This window comes from Mangrovivirga halotolerans (genome assembly GCF_026241165.1).
GTDB lineage: Bacteria > Bacteroidota > Bacteroidia > Cytophagales > Cyclobacteriaceae > Mangrovivirga > Mangrovivirga halotolerans.
The window spans coordinates 323,128-339,571 of record NZ_JAPFQN010000005.1 but is presented as its reverse complement, the minus strand read 5'-3'; the positions used below and the strand labels follow the sequence as shown (position 1 = coordinate 339,571).

The following is a 16,444-nucleotide window of genomic DNA, read 5'->3' as shown; positions in this document are numbered from 1 at the left end:
AACAGTTTTGAATTAGTACTGTTAATATAATTTGAATTTAACCCTAATCCATTAATATACTTATTACGATGAAACATCGATTTTTGCTTATAACAGGAATTTTTGTATTAGTTTTTAATGTAAGTGCGCAACAATCTCCCTTAGTTTTATATCCGGACGCAAGTGAAGACGGAACAATGATATCTTTTTCATACCAGGGAGATATATGGCTTGCTCCATTTGAGGGAGGAAACGCCCGGAGGCTAACTATCCATGAAGGATATGATGGCATGCCAAAGTTTAGCCCTGACGGACGATATATTGCATTTTATAGCGAGCGCTTTGGTAACGCTGATGCTTTTATTATTAAAACGGAAGGAGGATCCGCCCAGCAGCTTACTTATCATTCAACTGGAGATCTGCCAACTAGCTGGAAGGGTAATGATCAGATCTTAATTGAAACACGAAGGGCATTTGCACAGGTAGAAAGAACAAGGGAAATACATTCTGTTGACATATCAGGAGGAACACCTGAAAGATTATTGGATGCCCTGGGATATCATGCGGTAACTTCACCCAATGGAAAATTTATAGCATTCGAAAGAGGCTCCTGTAGAAGAGAAAGGGAAGCTTACAGAGGTTCTGCAAATAGAAATATTTGGATTTATGATATCGAAAATGATAAGTACAATCAAATCACTACTGATAACGGGCAGGATATTTTTCCACGATGGGGCAGCAATGAGACGTTATATTTTCTAAGTGCAAGATCAGGAAAATACAATGTTCATCAGGTAAAAATAGATACCGACGGAAATACAACTTCTCCCACGGAGAAAATATCTGATTTTAATGATTTTGGAATTTTATATTACGATTATTCACCAGGAAATAATTCTTTTGTATTCACCAGGAAAGACAATTTGTTCAGAGCCAACAATGACTTTTCTGATATAGAGGAAATAAAACTGAATGTGTATTCTGATTTTAAATTTGACCCGATAGAGTATAAAAGCGTCTCTGGTGATGTGTCTGATTTTAGCATTTCACCAAATGGAAAGTATACAGCGTTTTCTACAAACGGAGAGGTTTTTATAAAGAAAAATGATAAAGAGATTAAACGAACTGTGAGAGTTACTAAAGGAGCTTTCAGAGATCAGGAACCTAAATGGCTTAATGATTCAACAATTTTATTTATATCCGATAATGACGGCCATTTTGAAATATATAAAGCTACTTCAGATGATCCATCCACCAATAATTTATTTGCTTCCATAAAATTTAATATTGAAAAATTATTTGATTCAGATGATGATGTGAATTTTTTCACCATTGCACCAAACGGCAAACACATCGCCTATGTGATTGGACGTGGTGACCTCAACACAGCCGTCGTTAATGAAAATGGAATTTCAGATAAGAAAGACTTATTAGATGGCTGGGCAACTCCTGGTAGTATTTCTTTCAGTCCGGACAGCAAATGGCTTGCTTATTCTCTCGATGATTTGAATTTCAATGAAGAGGTTTATATTCATGCTGCTGACAATAGCAAGGATCCGGTTAATATCTCAATGCATCCAAAAAGAGATTTCTCTCCCATCTGGAGTAAAGATGGTAGTAAGCTTGCATTCTTATCCGGCAGAAATAACGGTGACAATGATGTATGGTTTTTATGGTTGAAGAAAGCAGACTGGGAAAAGACCAGGCAGGACTGGCAGGAAATAAAGGCTCTGAAGTCTGATGAAGAGGAAAAGAAGAATGGAAATGGAAAAGAAAAAGGAGAGCCTGAAGTTGAGCCAATAACAATCGACTTTGAGGATATTTATAAGAGATTGTCACAGGTTACTTCACTACCTGGAAATGAGTCCGGTCTTCAAGTTTCCAATGATGGTGAAGAAATGTATTTCACCACAAATAATGATGGGCGCCAGTCGTATGATGCGGATATTGATATTTATAAAGTTAACTGGGATGGCACAGAAATGAAATCACTGACTTCTGGGAATGAAGAAGCTCGTGGCTTGACCCTTGATCCATCCGGAAAGCATCTTTATTATATTAAAAACGGAGGTAGTCTAATGAAGCTTTCAACGGACGGTAAAAAGGAACCTCAACCATTTTCAGCATCAATGAAGATTGATTATGAAGCGGTTACTCAACAAATGTTCAATGAAGCAACCCGGATCTTAGGAAGAAGATTTTACGACCCTGGGTTTCATGGTAAAAACTGGGAAACCCTTGTTGATACTTATAAGCCTTGGATAATGAAGGCATCAAATAAGGTTGATTTCAGGTATATGTTTAATAACATGCTTGGCCAGCTCAATGCAAGTCACATGGGATTATATGGTGGCTCAAGAGCGGAAACTCAAAATATTAGAACTGGTTTATTAGGAGTTGAAACAGAATACACTAAAAATGGTCTTGAAGTAGTAAAAGTAGTGAAGGACTCTCCTGCCGATAGATCTGATTCTAAAATTAATGTTGGTGATGTTATCATTTCAATTGATGGTAATGAGGTGAATGATGAGGTAAGCATATACGCCTTTTTGATTAATAAAGCTGGTGAAAGGGTGCTGATTCGAGTTCGCTCAGGTAAAGATGAAAAGGATATTATTATTAGGCCGGTAGTATCATTAAGAAATGAGTTGTACGATGAATGGGTAGAGCAGAGAAGGAAATTGACAGAGGAATATTCTGGAGGCAAACTTGGTTATCTTCATATAAGAGGAATGAACTGGACCAGTTTTGAGCGATTTGAACGTGAATTAATGGCTGCAGGTAATGGAAAAGAAGGAATTGTGATAGATGTGCGATTTAACGGTGGTGGCTGGACAACGGATTATCTCATGGCTGTTCTTAATGTAAAGCAACATGCTTATACCATTCCAAGGGGTGCAACGGACGATCTTGAAGAGAAAAATGTAGAATTTAAAAGTAATTATCCATTTGGAGAAAGACTGCCATTATCATCGTGGACTAAACCTTCTATAGCATTATGTAATCAAAATAGTTATTCAAACGCAGAGATTTTTTCTCACGCATATAAACAACTTGATATTGGTACTTTAGTAGGAACTCCTACTTTTGGAGCTGTTATATCCACTGGCGGAACCCGACTTGTCGATGGCTCTTATTTAAGACTACCTTTCAGAGCATGGTATGTATACGAAACCGGTAAAAACATGGAGCTTAACGGAGCAGTACCGGATATAATAGTTGAAAATAATCCGGACAGTAAGGCAAATGGTGAAGATGAACAATTAGAAAAAGCAGTTGATGAATTGTTAAGTCAATTAAGTAATTAGATTAGAAATGAATTAAAGCAGAGGTCAAATAGCTAAATATGCATTTGACCTCTGTTATTTTGTTAAAACTGATACTCACAATTAATTAAACTGTTTTAATTTCGTTATTATTATACTTAATGCTTGAGATTAAAAATACACTGGCCAAAATCATTAAAAAGTTCGTAGGTTTTATACTTAAGTTCTTTGCTATACTTATTGGTTTGTTTTTAACAATTTCACTATATATTCAGCTTCCTCCTGTACAAGAATTTCTTATTAATAAAATTGAAAGTATTGCTTCAAAACAGTTAAATACCGAAGTTACTATCGATAGAGTTGGCCTGACATTTTCTCCAGGTATATTTATACATGGTTTAAAGGTACAAGATCAACAAAATAAAAAGCTTCTCGAGTTATCAGAATTAAAAGCAGGTATTAATTTATCTTCCTTGTTTGTAAGAAAAATCAGGGGAAGTAATATTGAGATCCGGGATCTTTATTTTAATATTTACCTAATTGATAGCACACAGACTAATCTTGATTTTATTACTCAGTCACAAACTGATAGTACTGCTACTAATGAAACCAACAAAGATTCAGGTAATAGCTCCTGGCAAGTGACAGGTGTTGATAATGTTATTTTATCAAACATAAACGGAAGATATGAAATGAAAGGCATGTCTTTTGAGCTTGATTTAAAAAAACTAAATATTCAAAATACAAATGTACAGCTGGATAGCATGGATTTTGAAGTAAAGAAGTTTTTAATGAATGGGTTAACCTATAAAATGAGATCTGCTTTTGCATACACAGATTCTGACACTACTACCTCTTCCGTTTTACCTTCCTTTAAAGTCAAAGATTTTCGATTAGAAGATATAACATATAACTGGGAAGACTCTTCCTTAAGGCAAGATTACCTTGTTCAAATAGACTTGTTTGATGCAAAAAAAGCTCAGGTTTTATTAAATAAAAATATACTTGCTGCCAATTCTATCGAATTGCTGATGGGTAAATCTGAATTAAAAATATTTCCTACTGAAGGATCATCAGAGGAGGAAAGCATTGAAAATCAAGTTAATTTAAATAAAATCCCCTTTGCATTTGGTTACTCAATTAAGGTAGGTCAGCTAGATGTTGAAATGCCAGATCTCAAATTGCAGATGCAGGAAAACATAACTGATAGCCTGAAGTTTAATCCGGAATACTTCCATTTCAAAGATTGGCTCTTATCAGTTTCTGAACCAGTGATTATTAATGATACACTTGCGGAACTTTCTGGTGGTGAAATTTCTGGTACAATTAATAAAAATGGCCAGTTAAAACAAGCTCGTATCGATGTGAAGGCTGATCCGGATATTGTTAATTGGAACATATCCCCTATTAAATGGCGGAATTCAGTTTTTGAATCCAAAGGGGAATTATCTTATTCAAGTTTAATGCAGGAAACAATTGATTTAATTCATTTGAACTATGATCTCGATATGGAATGGGAATTATACCCTTCCGATTTTGAGTTTTTCCTGCCGGATTCTACTTATAATTCAGTTGCATCTAAAATAAATATGACCAATCCGGTATCAGGGAACCTGGGATCGAATGGTACGGAGTTAATGTTCGATATTGATACTTTTCTGATTAAGTATCAATCGGCCTATGTAGCAGCTGGAGGTATTTTCTATAAGGAAATTAACTCGAGTGAGGAATCAAATGTAAAATTGAAGATCTTTTTTCCAGAGACAATGGCTAAAAATTATCTCTCATTGAGTCCACAAGTGAAGAGTTTACTTTCAGATTTGACTGTTAATGCTGGATTACGATCTGTTGCAGGGCATTTGAGTCTTGATCTAACTGCTGATTCAGAATATGCCGGGCTATCTGGTGAAGGATATTACGAGTATTTCGATCATAAAAAAGATTCTGCCAATTTTATATTACAGGATTTGTATTTAGATCTCACCAGGTTAGATACTATATACCCCTATATTGAAGATGCTAAGGCTTCCATTTATTGGACCTCCTTAAAGGAAAACGATATTTATAAAGGAGATTTTAAATTAAAAGATTTTAAGTATAATACCTGTGAGTCAGATTCATTGTTTGCAGAACTCTTTCCGAGTAAAGATTTTAAAAATCTGAATTGGCGTTTTTCTGCTGATTTTAATGACTGTGGTTCTATATACGGAAAGGGCAAAACCAATAGTGAGTTTTCTGATGTGCATATAGACTCATTGCAATTTATTCAATTATACGTAGGGGCTTTTGCTGAAAATATACCTTTGATCCTTTACGGTAATTTTAATGGAGATTTTTCTTCAGATCCATATTTGAAATGGGATGTTGGGTTCGATAATTTCAGGATCAGCCAAAAAGATTCATTAGTAATTTATGAATATGGTGATTGGTCTTCAAACGGAGTTATTTCAGATACTTTTCATAATATTGTTTTAGAAAGTGACTTTTTAGCTGTCAATTCCGAAAGTAATACCGGTTTTGATTATTGGAATAAATATTTTCTTGAATTAGGAGCTTTGTCGGATAGTACTTTTGAAAATAATAATTTAAACACCAGGATATCTGGTACCAATATAAGTGCACTCATCCATCCGTTTTATCCTGCAATAGAAAGTCTCGATACTTTTAATATTCATGTGGAGGTTAAACACGATTCCTTAAGAGAATTGGATGCGTACTTACCGTCAGTGGTTACCACAGGATGGGAAATTGACAGTTTAAAACTTGATCTTGTAAAAAATGAAGAGCAGGGATTGGTTCTTGATTTTGGATTAAAGGAATTTAGAGCTGGCGAAATATCCCTGGAAAATCTATTTATCAATTCAGATTTAGAAGATAATGACAGGCTTTTATTATCGATCAGGCAATATGAAATAAAAGATAGTTTAAAATATAAGATCGAATCATATGTGAATCTGGAGCAGTCTGGAGAAACTATTATAACCCCTTCCGATAATAAATGGATTCTTAATTATTCTGAGTTTGATCAAAATAAAGATGGCGAAATGGTTTTTTCACCTGAAGGCTTTATGGTTAGGGATTTTACCTTGAGCAACGGTGAGCAAAGATTAAAGGCAAATAAATCTACTGAAAGACTAAATATTAGTTTCGAAGATTTTGATATTGAAAACTTTCTTGGTTTAGTCACCTATAGGGATTCATTGGACCTTTTACAGGGTGACTTAAACGGTAATGTGGGTGGAGCTATTAATTCGCAAAATCAATTTACCGGTGATGGTGAAATATCACTTAATCAAATGAAACTAGCTGAAATTTCTGCCGGTGATCTGGAAACAAAATTTGACTTTAATGCATCTGAAATTATCACAAATATCAATTGGTCTGATGCGGGAGAAAACACACTTAAATTAGATGCAGATATTAACAGAAGTAATTCAGATATAAATTATGAAGCTAATCTTGAAACGCATAATTTGACAAAATATAACGATCTTCTTCCTTCAAATTATGTGAAAATAAATTCCTTTGATTCTAAAACCAGTATCAAAGGTCAAATTACATCGAGTGGGTTTAAAGTAGATGGTAATATGGATATCCAGAAAGCAGATCTATTAGCTCCTTTTACCGGCACAAAGATATTGATCGATAATGAAAAACTAATCTTTAACCAGGATGAGGTGAATTTTGAAGATTTTACAATTAAAGACGACAACGATAATGAGCTTAATATAGCAGGTAAAATAGACTTCCCTGCAGGTTATGGCAATCCTGTAGTAGATCTGGTTCTCACAGCAGACGGGGTAAAATTACTAGATAATAAAAGAGAAGATTTTAAAACATTATATGGTCAGGTTTGGACCTCCTTTGATCTGGAAGTTACAGGATTGATTAGTACCCCTCAGATCGATGGCGATATAAAATTTTTAGGAAAGACGGACATTACTTATGAGTTGCCGGGAGAAACCCTTGAGCTTATATCGGATGAAGGGATAGTAAAGTTTGTAGATGAAGATAAGGTCGAAGACTCAGTGGTTTTTGAAGTTAAAGAGCCTAGCGTACTTGATTCAATAAAAGGTCAGTTGGGTTCCTTTTCTGCTGATTTAAATATAAGTATAGATCCAAAAGCGAAGACTAGCCTGGTTATCGATCCTAATTCAGGTGATAATTTAACAGTTCAGGGTGAAACGGACTTGGATCTTACAATTCAAAATGAAGAAATATCATTGAATGGGGTATATACCGTAAATAGTGGCCAATATAACCTTAATTATTACGGACTTGTAAAAAAGCAATTCAAGTTCGTGAAAGGAAGCAGAGTTATATGGAAAGGTGATCCATTGGAAGGTGAAATTCAATTTAATGCCTATAATTCAATAAGGACTCGTAGTACTAACTTGTTTTCCACAGGCGCAGAAACAGTTGCCGGAGGTGGAGGTTTTGATGAGTTGAATGAGCGGATAACATATCGTGTTGGGATATCCATTGGTGGAATTATTGCAGAGCCTGTAATTCAATTTACTTTAGCATTACCTCCTGAATTAAGAGGGAATTACCCTACGATTGAACAAAAATTATCTCAATTGTCGACCGAGGAATATGAACAGGAAAGAAATAAACAGGTTTTTGCTTTATTAGTGACTGGAGGGTTTATTAGTGAAAGCCCGTCTCAAGGTGGGGGTAACTTTGCTTCATCTGCAGCCAGAAATTCTGTCAATGGTATTCTTACGCAACAATTAAATAACTTCGGTAGTAAATTTGTTCAGGGTGTGGATGTCAATTTTGATATGAGTTCATACAATAATCCGCAGTCAGGAAACACAACTACAGAGCTGGATGTTAGTGTTTCCAAAAAATTATTCAATGAACGCCTGGAGGTACAAGTTGGTAGTTCTGTAGGGTTAGAGGAAGGAAGTGAAAGAACAACGAGCACCATTGGAGCGGCAGAATTCGTAGTTGCTTATGAATTGACCAAGGAAGGAAACCTGAAGATCAAAGCTTTTAGAGAGAACCAGTTTGATATGGTTGATGGAGAAATTCAAAATACAGGGATTGCTCTGATCTTTGTGAAAGACTTTGATACCTTTGACCAGCTATTTAAAGCAAAAAGTAAGACAAAAGAAGAGGAGGATAAGAAGAGACAAAAAGCAATAGAAAATCAAAATAAGGAAGCGGTAATTGAAGAAGAAAAAAATGAATAGAACGATACTATTTTACATTATTGTATCAATTTTTTGGTTTGTTACCGGTTGTACGGGGATGAAATATGTTCCTGAAGGTGATAGAATGATCACTGACATGAACGTTGATTTTGAAGAAAAAAAGAATTTATACAATAGTCAAACTGTTAAACAAACAGTACATTCTTTAATTGAGCCACAGCCTAATTCCAAATTTCTTTGGATGCGTACAGGAGTAGTTATTAACGGCCTAACTCCTGATAAGGAAAAAGGGGTTTTCTATTTTATTGGAAATCAAATAGGTAGCCCCCCTGCCCTTTTATCAAATCTTAAGAAGGAAGAATTAATTAAGGTAATAAATAACAGGCTTTTTCACCTTGGTTATTTTAATGTCGGAACAAGGGTCGAAATTGACACCAGTAAGGCGAAAAAGGCTGAGGTAAAATTCATTATTGATACCGGAGAACCTTATTTTATAGATACTCTTGTTAATGATATAACATCTCAAACAGATACACTTAACAAGATTTTTGATAGCTCTCTAAAGGAAACAAAAATCGATTCAGGTACTTATTATCAGCTTGAGAGATTAGAAAGGGCCCGACGTAATATTGCTGATTATGTAAATAATAGAGGGTATTATTATTTTAGTCACGAGGATATAGAGTTTTATGCTGATACGACCAAACTTGATTCTTTAAAGGGAGTTAAGCTCTCACTCAATCTAAAAGCAAACAGAAAGAAACGTACACTGACTTATTACACATTAGATTCGGTAGAGGTTAGAGAAGATCTTCCTGTCGAGCAAGAAGATACAGTTGAAATTAAAAAAGATTCAATTGAGGATGGCATTTATCTGGCTGAGAAGAGAGAGGTGCCAAGATATAAACCTAAACATATAAGTGAAGGAATTTACTTCACGCCGGGTAAGGCTTATGAAAAGCATGAAAGGCAAAAAACATATCGCTATTTAACAGGGATGGGTGCATTTAACTATGTAGATATTCAGCTTAAACCGATAACAAATGAAAATAAACTAAAGCCGGTTATTGGTTTATATAGTCTTCCTAAAATGTCTTTTTCTGCTGAAATTGGTCTCAACGCAAAAAGTAACAACTTTGTCGGCCCGGGCATAAAATTGATCTGGTTAAACAGGAATTTTTTGCATGGGGCAGAACAATTTACAGTTTCTTTAAATGGGAATGTTGAACGACAATTTGGTGGACCCCCTGAGCAAAGGCAAAACAGTTTATCTTACGAATTTGGTGTTGAAACTAAGCTCAGAGTACCGAGAATATGGCCTTCTTTTGTGAAGGTAAATATTACAGATTATATTTCTTTTACTGAGTTTTCAATAAACGCCAATCAATACAAACGAGCGGGGTTGTATGGGTTAAGGACGATTCAGGCTACCGAAGGGTATACCTGGAAGGGGTCTGAAACAGAAGATTTTTACTTCTATCCTTTTGAAGTGAATTATTCTTCTCTTTTTGATCAGAGCGACGAGTTTCGAGATTTTCTTGAAGAGAATCCTTTTGTCAGGCAAACCTTTTCTCAGCAATTTATTCTTGGTTTAAATCTGGGTTATTCAAATAATCAATTGGAAGAAAACCTTGATAATAAGAGATTTTATTATTCAGTAGATTTTCAAAGTGCGGGCAATCTGGTTTCATTGTTTGATAGTAACAAGCAGGAAACCGGTGACGAATTTTTAAATGTACCCTACGCACAGTTTTTGAGACTTACACAGGAATACAGGAAATATTTTTCCGTGGGAAGGTCCGGAAATGATATCGCAACAAGAGTATTAGTAGGTGTTGGTTATCCTTATGGTAATAGCCGTAGTTTACCTTATATCAGGCAATATTTCATTGGAGGCCCAAATAGTTTAAGAGGTTTCAGAGCGCGTACAGTTGGTCCGGGTTCTTATGTAAATGAATCGGAACAGTTAATCTATGTTGACCAAACTGGTGATATCCGCCTGGAAGCTAATGTTGAATATCGTAAAAAACTAAATCAATATTTTGAGACTGCATTTTTTATTGATGCAGGAAATATCTGGTTATTTACTGAGGATCCCGACCGTCCTGGAGCTGATTTCAAATTTGATAAGTTTTACGAACAAATCGCGGTATCTACAGGTGTAGGCTTGAGAATCAATCTTTCAGTAATAATTATAAGGTTTGACCTTGGCTTTCCGCTAAGAAAGCCATTTGCAGATCAAGGATTTGAATGGGTTTTTACAGATATTAATCCATTAGATAGTGATTGGAGAAGCAATAACCTGATATTGAATTTTTCAATCGGTTATCCATTCTAATATTTTATATGCCATTTGATTCGGCAGTAAGATTCGACAATCTGTATAATAATCTGGCAGCAACGTTACCATCCCATTCATTGCCTTCTCCTGCAGTTTCAGAAAGGTCAAAACCTATTATTTTCTTGTTTTGCCGAAGTAATTCTACAAGCAAATAATTTGCTTCCTCGAATTCCAATCCACCTGGTACAGGGGTTCCGGTATTTGGGCATAAGTTGGGCTTCAAGCCATCAATATCAAAGCTGATATAGACTTTCTCTGGTAAGCCTGATACGATTTCTTCACAGATTTTTGAAAAAGATTTTCCTGATAATACTTCGTCTTTTATTTGATGGTCAAAATATACATTGCATTTTTCTCCAAGTGATTCAGCAAATTCAATTTCTTCATCACAATAGTCGCGGATTCCTACCTGGGTGATCTTCGAAACTGTTGGGATATATTTCATTACATTATAAAATATAGAAGCATGAGAAAGATTAAAACCTTCATAGGCCTTTCTGAAATCCATATGAGCATCTATTTGTAATATTCCAAATTCAGAATGCTTTTCAGATAATGCTTCAAGATAACCGAGAGGAACCGAATGCTCCCCTCCTACAACACCCACAAGTTTGTTTTCATCGAGATATTGTTTTGTCTGTTCGTATACCCATTTTCTCAATAAATCGCTGGCATCGTTGATCATGGTTAAGACGTCAGCCTGAATGGGGTTATCTTCAACTTTCCCTCCGGCTTCAAGAAAATCTATATGGCTTTTAGCTGCATCTCTAAGGTGTTCACTCTGATGTAGCCAGTGTTCATTAGAAGGTACCATGTAGATTCCCTTCTTCCAGGCATCATTAACATAGGGATCATAAAGATCAAGCTGGGTGGAAGCTTCAAGTATATTGCTTGGACCAGTGGATGTGCCAGCTGAATATGAAACAGTTACATCCCAGGGTACAGAAAACAAAATAATATTTGAATTTTCATTATCGAATGGTAAGCCTATAAAATGACCATTTTTTAAACCTACCCCATTCGGGTCAAAATTTTCTATCAGATTTTTTATACTCATTTTAAAATCATAAGTTTTAAAGGCAATTTTAATTTATTAATATTGAAACGAAAATCTAAATAATCACTTTATTAAATGGCTAAAGTACTTATTATTGGCGCTGGTGGAGTTGGAAGGGTTGTCGTACAGAAATGTGCATCTCTTCCGGAAGTATTTTCAGAAATACTACTAGCCAGCCGAACAAAATCAAAATGTGATGTTATTGCAGAGGAGGTTGGTCAGGGCCGTGTAAAGACAGCTCAACTCGATGCTGATAATGTCAGTGAAACTGTTGCATTGATCAATGAATTTAAACCTTTCATGGTGATCAATGTAGCTCTTCCATATCAGGATCTTGCTATCATGGATGCATGTCTTGAAACAGGCGTTCATTATCTTGATACTGCTAATTATGAGCCTAAAGACGAAGCTAAATTTGAATATAAATGGCAATGGGCATATCAGGATAAATTCAAAGAAAAAGGCCTTATGGCTGTATTGGGTTGTGGTTTTGATCCCGGCGTAACGAGTATATTTACAGCTCGTGCAGCAAAGCATCATTTTGATGAGATCCAGTATCTGGATATTGTCGACTGTAATGCCGGTGACCATGGTAAAGCATTCGCAACTAACTTTAATCCTGAGATAAACATTCGTGAGATTACTCAGAAAGGTAAGTATTACGAAGATGGAAAGTGGATCGAAACTGAACCTCATGAAATTCATAAGGATCTCAACTATCCGAATATCGGGCCGAAAAGATCATACCTGATTTACCATGAGGAATTAGAATCGCTAGTAAAAAATTTCCCTTCAATCAAAAGGGCAAGATTCTGGATGACATTTGGAGAAGAATATCTTACTCACCTTAGAGTAATCCAAAATATAGGAATGGCAAGAATAGATCCTGTTAAGTTTAAAGGTGTAGAAATTGTTCCTTTGGAATTCCTTAAGGCTGTTCTTCCGGATCCAGGTGAACTTGGAGAAAACTATTCAGGTGAGACTTCTATCGGATGCCGTATCAGAGGAATAAAAGATGGAGAAGAGCAGACCTATTACATCTGGAACAATTGTAAGCACGAAGAAGCTTATAAAGAAACCGGTGCACAGGGAGTTTCTTATACCACTGGGGTTCCTGCAATGATCGGTGCGAAAATGATGATTGAAGGCAAATGGAATGGTGAAGGTGTATTTAATGTTGAGGAATTTGATCCTGATCCGTTTCTTACAGATTTAGCAGAGTTTGGTCTGCCATGGCATGAAAAACTTAATGCTGAAATTGAATTATAGAATTACCTGATGAAATATAGGAAAGAGGCTAATTCAGCCTCTTTCTTTCGTTATAACCAAATATTGATGTCTATAAATTATAACAATATTCCGTCGCCTTGTTTTGTTCTGGAAGAGTCCAGGCTGAGATCTAACCTTGAATTAATGTCACGGGTTCAAAATGAATCTGGAGCAAACATAATTCTGGCGTTTAAAGGATTTGCAATGTGGAGTGCCTTTCCTCTTGTAAGGCAGTACCTTCGGGGAGCTACAGCAAGCTCTTTAAGTGAAGCAAAGCTTTGCTTCGAAGAAATGAAAACCAAGGCTCACACCTATTCTCCGGCATATTTGCCAGAAGAATTTGATGAAATATTAAGTTACTCCAGTCATATTACATTTAACTCCCTTCTTCAGGCAGAAAAATTCAAAGATAAAGTTCTGGATTCTGCTGATAAGGTATCGATCGGATTGAGGGTAAATCCAGGATGGTCGGATGTCGAAACGATGTTATATAATCCCAGTGCACCAGGTTCACGATTAGGGGTTTCTGACGAAGAATTAAAAGATGGATTACCTGAATATATTGAAGGCCTCCATTTTCATGTTCTTTGTGAATCTTCAGCGGAAAGCCTGGTCAAGGTTCTTGAGTCTTTTGAAAATCTATATGGTAGTTTCCTACCTGATTTAAAGTGGGTTAACTTCGGTGGTGGACACCTGATGACCAGAAAGGGTTATAATGTTGACCTTTTGATTGATACTATACAAAAGTTTAAAGCTAAATATCCTCATTTAGAAGTGATCCTGGAACCAGGAAGTGCTGTGGCCTGGGACACTGGAGTGTTGGTATCAAGGGTTTTGGATATAGTCGAAAGAAAAGGAGTAAAAACAGCAATCCTTGACGTATCATTCACAGCACATATGCCTGATACTCTGGAAATGCCATATCGTCCAAGAATCATTGGAGCTGGTGATCCGGAAAATGGAAAGCCAACTTACAAGCTGGGTGGTATAAGTTGCCTGGCCGGAGATTATATGAGTGAATATAGTTTTGATAAAGAATTGGAAATAGGTGATCGGGTCATATTTGAAGATATGATTCACTATACAATGGTAAAAACCACCACTTTTAATGGTATTACCCATCCCTCAATAGGTATTTGGCACGAAAATGACCAGTTGGAAATTGTAAGAGAATTTGGATACGAGGATTTTAAGAACAGGCTTTCTTAACTATTTGTTAATATAGTTAATGATGAAATGTATAAACATTATCATATATTATATAATAATTGCATGCATATTTATTGGATATAATAAATAAGAAAGGGAGTTAATCCCTTTCTTTTTCAGTATATTAGATAGTAGGGTCAGAAAAATTAAACTAGTCCGTAGTCAATCTATAAGTTTGATAACTTTATTAATGTAAAGTCAATCGAGAATTAAACATTTGTTAAGTTCTATAATTGAAATTGTGTTTTATTTTAAAATAATGATCTTTGATCGCAAAATTTATGTGAATGGAGATCAGAGTAATTGAAAATAGATTAAGAAATAAGATCAGGCATGATTCATTTACAGCCTGGCATGATTATTTGCCTTCTTTTAAAAATCAGGGTTCTCTGGCAATGGTGTATAAAGAATTACTTTGGCCGGGAGCAAAATATCAAACCAAACATAGTCATGAATTCACGATAGTTCAATGCAGCTTTTCTGGCACCAAATCATTAAAAAACTCATTTTGGGAGGCTAGTGTGAATTCTGTGAATTCCGTTATCCATAAGTTATATCCTGATAAGCCTATCGAAAGTATGAATCTAGAAGATACTACCCCGTATTTAGGTTATCAGTTTTGGTTTAATTCGATGAGTACTGATAAGGATACTACTAATGTCTCATTTGAGGCTGAGAATCTTAATCCCGGAGAATTAAAAATAATATATGAAGCGAAAGATGAAAAAAATGAAAATTTCGTCTCACTTAAGTATTGTAAAGTAGAAAAAGGATCAGATTTTAAATACGAATCCAGAAATATTAAAAGTAAAATTTATGTACATCTGGTATCAGGAGGATTTGAATTTACTAGTGATGAAGAAATAGTAATTTTGGATAATGAAGATTCCATTGAGATATCTGACATAGTTGATCTTAATTTGAAATTTATTAAAGATTCGCGCATTTTTATTATCGAAAATCATCATGTGTAAGCTGTTTTTTTTAGATAACAATAATCAAATTCTTTTGTGATAAAAATCACAAAGCAGCACTAAGCTAAAAGCTAATTTTGGGCATGGTAGAAGAAAGACTAATAAGACAATATTTACCTCAGTTCAATGACAATGATCTGATTGAGGAACTTTCAAATAACGCAAATTATGTTGAGTTGAATGCTGGTGATATTCTGATTGAACCCGGCCAATATATTAAAATGATCCCGATAATTCTTGAAGGCGCGATAAAGGTGATGCGTACTGACGACCAGGGACACGAATTGTTTCTTTATTATCTTGAACCTAAGGAAACATGTGCAGTGAGCCTGACCTGTTGCAGAGCTCAAAGAAGCAGTGAAATCAAGGCAGTGGCAGAAACAGATGTGAAAATGCTGACAGTCTCTTCAAGTCTCCACGAGGAATTGGGAAATAAATACCGTCAGTGGAAAGAATATATCGCAGGTACATACCAATCACGATTTGAAGAAGTACTAAAAGTGATCGATGATATTGCTTTTAAACGGATGGATGAGAGATTATTGAATTACCTCCTGGTAAAAAGAAAACAACTCAATTCTAATGAAATAGCGACTACGCACCAGTCAATAGCTAATGAACTTGGGACCTCTCGAGAAGTCGTATCCAGACTCCTTAAAACACTGGAAAAGAAAAAATGGATAGAGCTGACGAGAAATAAAATATTCATAAGAGACAACATTGAAGAATTAATTTGATCACAGAGCCCTCCCGGGGCTCTTTTTTATTGCCTTCTCTAAAGTGACAATTAGCACAGAAATAAGGAGTTAACAGGGATACATTTGTAAAAAATATTTATTTAAAATGTTTAATCTATTTAATACAAAGACCAAGTACAAAAATGTTCCTGCCACTGAGTTCAGGAAACTCATGGAGAAAGAAAATACTGTTTTGATCGATGTCAGAACCAGGGATGAATTTAAAAGTGGGGCTCTTCCAAATGCTTTAAATTATGATTTTCTGAGCGGGGAATTTGCCAGCAAGATTTCGCAACTGGATAAGGATAAAACGTATCTGATTTATTGCAGAAGTGGAGCGAGAAGTGCGAATGCTTGCAGAATGCTAGAAAGAGAAGGGTTTGTAAACCTGTATAATTTACAAGGTGGAATAATATCGTACTAACTAAAACATAATATTAAGAATATAATTAT

Annotated in this window: 9 protein-coding genes; 8 read left to right on the top strand and 1 reads right to left on the bottom strand. The window is 35.4% G+C overall.

The annotated features are described in order from the left end of the window. Positions 1–68: 68 nt before the first annotated feature. The 3 genes from OO013_RS09325 to tamL all read left to right on the top strand — a co-directional run bounded on the left by OO013_RS09325 (position 69) and on the right by tamL (position 10,742). Positions 69–3,287, top strand: a complete 3,219-nt coding sequence (locus OO013_RS09325; protein WP_266056531.1) for a S41 family peptidase — start codon at positions 69–71, stop codon at positions 3,285–3,287. Positions 3,288–3,406: 119 nt separating this feature from the next. Next, positions 3,407–8,443 carry a translocation/assembly module TamB domain-containing protein gene (locus tag OO013_RS09320; protein WP_266056530.1) on the top strand — a complete coding sequence of 1,679 codons (5,037 nt, stop codon included), beginning with the start codon at positions 3,407–3,409 and terminating at the stop codon, positions 8,441–8,443. Then, the gene (tamL, locus tag OO013_RS09315; RefSeq protein WP_266056529.1) at positions 8,436–10,742 is read left to right on the top strand and encodes a translocation and assembly module lipoprotein TamL; all 2,307 of its coding nucleotides are present in this window, start codon (positions 8,436–8,438) and stop codon (positions 10,740–10,742) included. The genes OO013_RS09320 and tamL overlap by 8 nt, the downstream gene beginning before the upstream one ends. Positions 10,743–10,746: 4 nt before the next feature. Here the strand turns inward: tamL and OO013_RS09310 are convergent, their stop codons facing one another. Then, a complete protein-coding gene (locus OO013_RS09310) occupies positions 10,747–11,802 on the bottom strand; it encodes an agmatinase family protein (protein WP_266056528.1) in 1,056 nt (351 codons plus the stop codon). Between the two features lie 75 nt (positions 11,803–11,877). On the opposite strand from OO013_RS09310, the gene OO013_RS09305 reads away from it, so the two are divergent. From OO013_RS09305 to OO013_RS09285, 5 genes are all read left to right on the top strand, one after another. Beyond that, a complete protein-coding gene (locus tag OO013_RS09305) occupies positions 11,878–13,071 on the top strand; it encodes a saccharopine dehydrogenase family protein (protein ID WP_266056527.1) in 1,194 nt (397 codons plus the stop codon). A gap of 9 nt (positions 13,072–13,080) precedes the next feature. Beyond that, positions 13,081–14,280, top strand: coding sequence for a carboxynorspermidine decarboxylase (gene nspC, locus OO013_RS09300; protein ID WP_369414885.1), 1,200 nt, complete (start codon positions 13,081–13,083; stop codon positions 14,278–14,280). 287 nt (positions 14,281–14,567) lie between these two features. Further along, the gene (locus OO013_RS09295) at positions 14,568–15,254 is read left to right on the top strand and encodes a hypothetical protein (protein ID WP_266056525.1); all 687 of its coding nucleotides are present in this window, start codon (positions 14,568–14,570) and stop codon (positions 15,252–15,254) included. Positions 15,255–15,337: 83 nt separating this feature from the next. Continuing rightward, complete coding sequence (locus OO013_RS09290) at positions 15,338–15,991, top strand: Crp/Fnr family transcriptional regulator (protein ID WP_266056524.1); 654 nt, start codon at positions 15,338–15,340, stop codon at positions 15,989–15,991. Positions 15,992–16,097: 106 nt separating this feature from the next. Continuing rightward, positions 16,098–16,415: a rhodanese-like domain-containing protein gene (locus OO013_RS09285; RefSeq protein WP_266056523.1), complete on the top strand. Its 318-nt coding sequence runs from the start codon at positions 16,098–16,100 to the stop codon at positions 16,413–16,415. Positions 16,416–16,444: the final 29 nt, after the last annotated feature.

Excerpts from the sequence above, each read along its gene's own strand:
- OO013_RS09310 (WP_266056528.1), bottom strand. The coding sequence starts at position 11,802 with ATGAGTATAAAAAATCTGATAGAAAATTTTGACCCGAATGGGGTAGGT.
- OO013_RS09285 (WP_266056523.1), top strand. The coding sequence starts at position 16,098 with ATGTTTAATCTATTTAATACAAAGACCAAGTACAAAAATGTTCCTGCC.
- tamL (WP_266056529.1), top strand. The coding sequence starts at position 8,436 with ATGAATAGAACGATACTATTTTACATTATTGTATCAATTTTTTGGTTT.
- nspC (WP_369414885.1), top strand. The coding sequence starts at position 13,081 with ATGAAATATAGGAAAGAGGCTAATTCAGCCTCTTTCTTTCGTTATAAC.
- OO013_RS09305 (WP_266056527.1), top strand. The coding sequence starts at position 11,878 with ATGGCTAAAGTACTTATTATTGGCGCTGGTGGAGTTGGAAGGGTTGTC.
- OO013_RS09325 (WP_266056531.1), top strand. The coding sequence starts at position 69 with ATGAAACATCGATTTTTGCTTATAACAGGAATTTTTGTATTAGTTTTT.
- OO013_RS09320 (WP_266056530.1), top strand. The coding sequence starts at position 3,407 with ATGCTTGAGATTAAAAATACACTGGCCAAAATCATTAAAAAGTTCGTA.
- OO013_RS09290 (WP_266056524.1), top strand. The coding sequence starts at position 15,338 with ATGGTAGAAGAAAGACTAATAAGACAATATTTACCTCAGTTCAATGAC.
- OO013_RS09295 (WP_266056525.1), top strand. The coding sequence starts at position 14,568 with ATGGAGATCAGAGTAATTGAAAATAGATTAAGAAATAAGATCAGGCAT.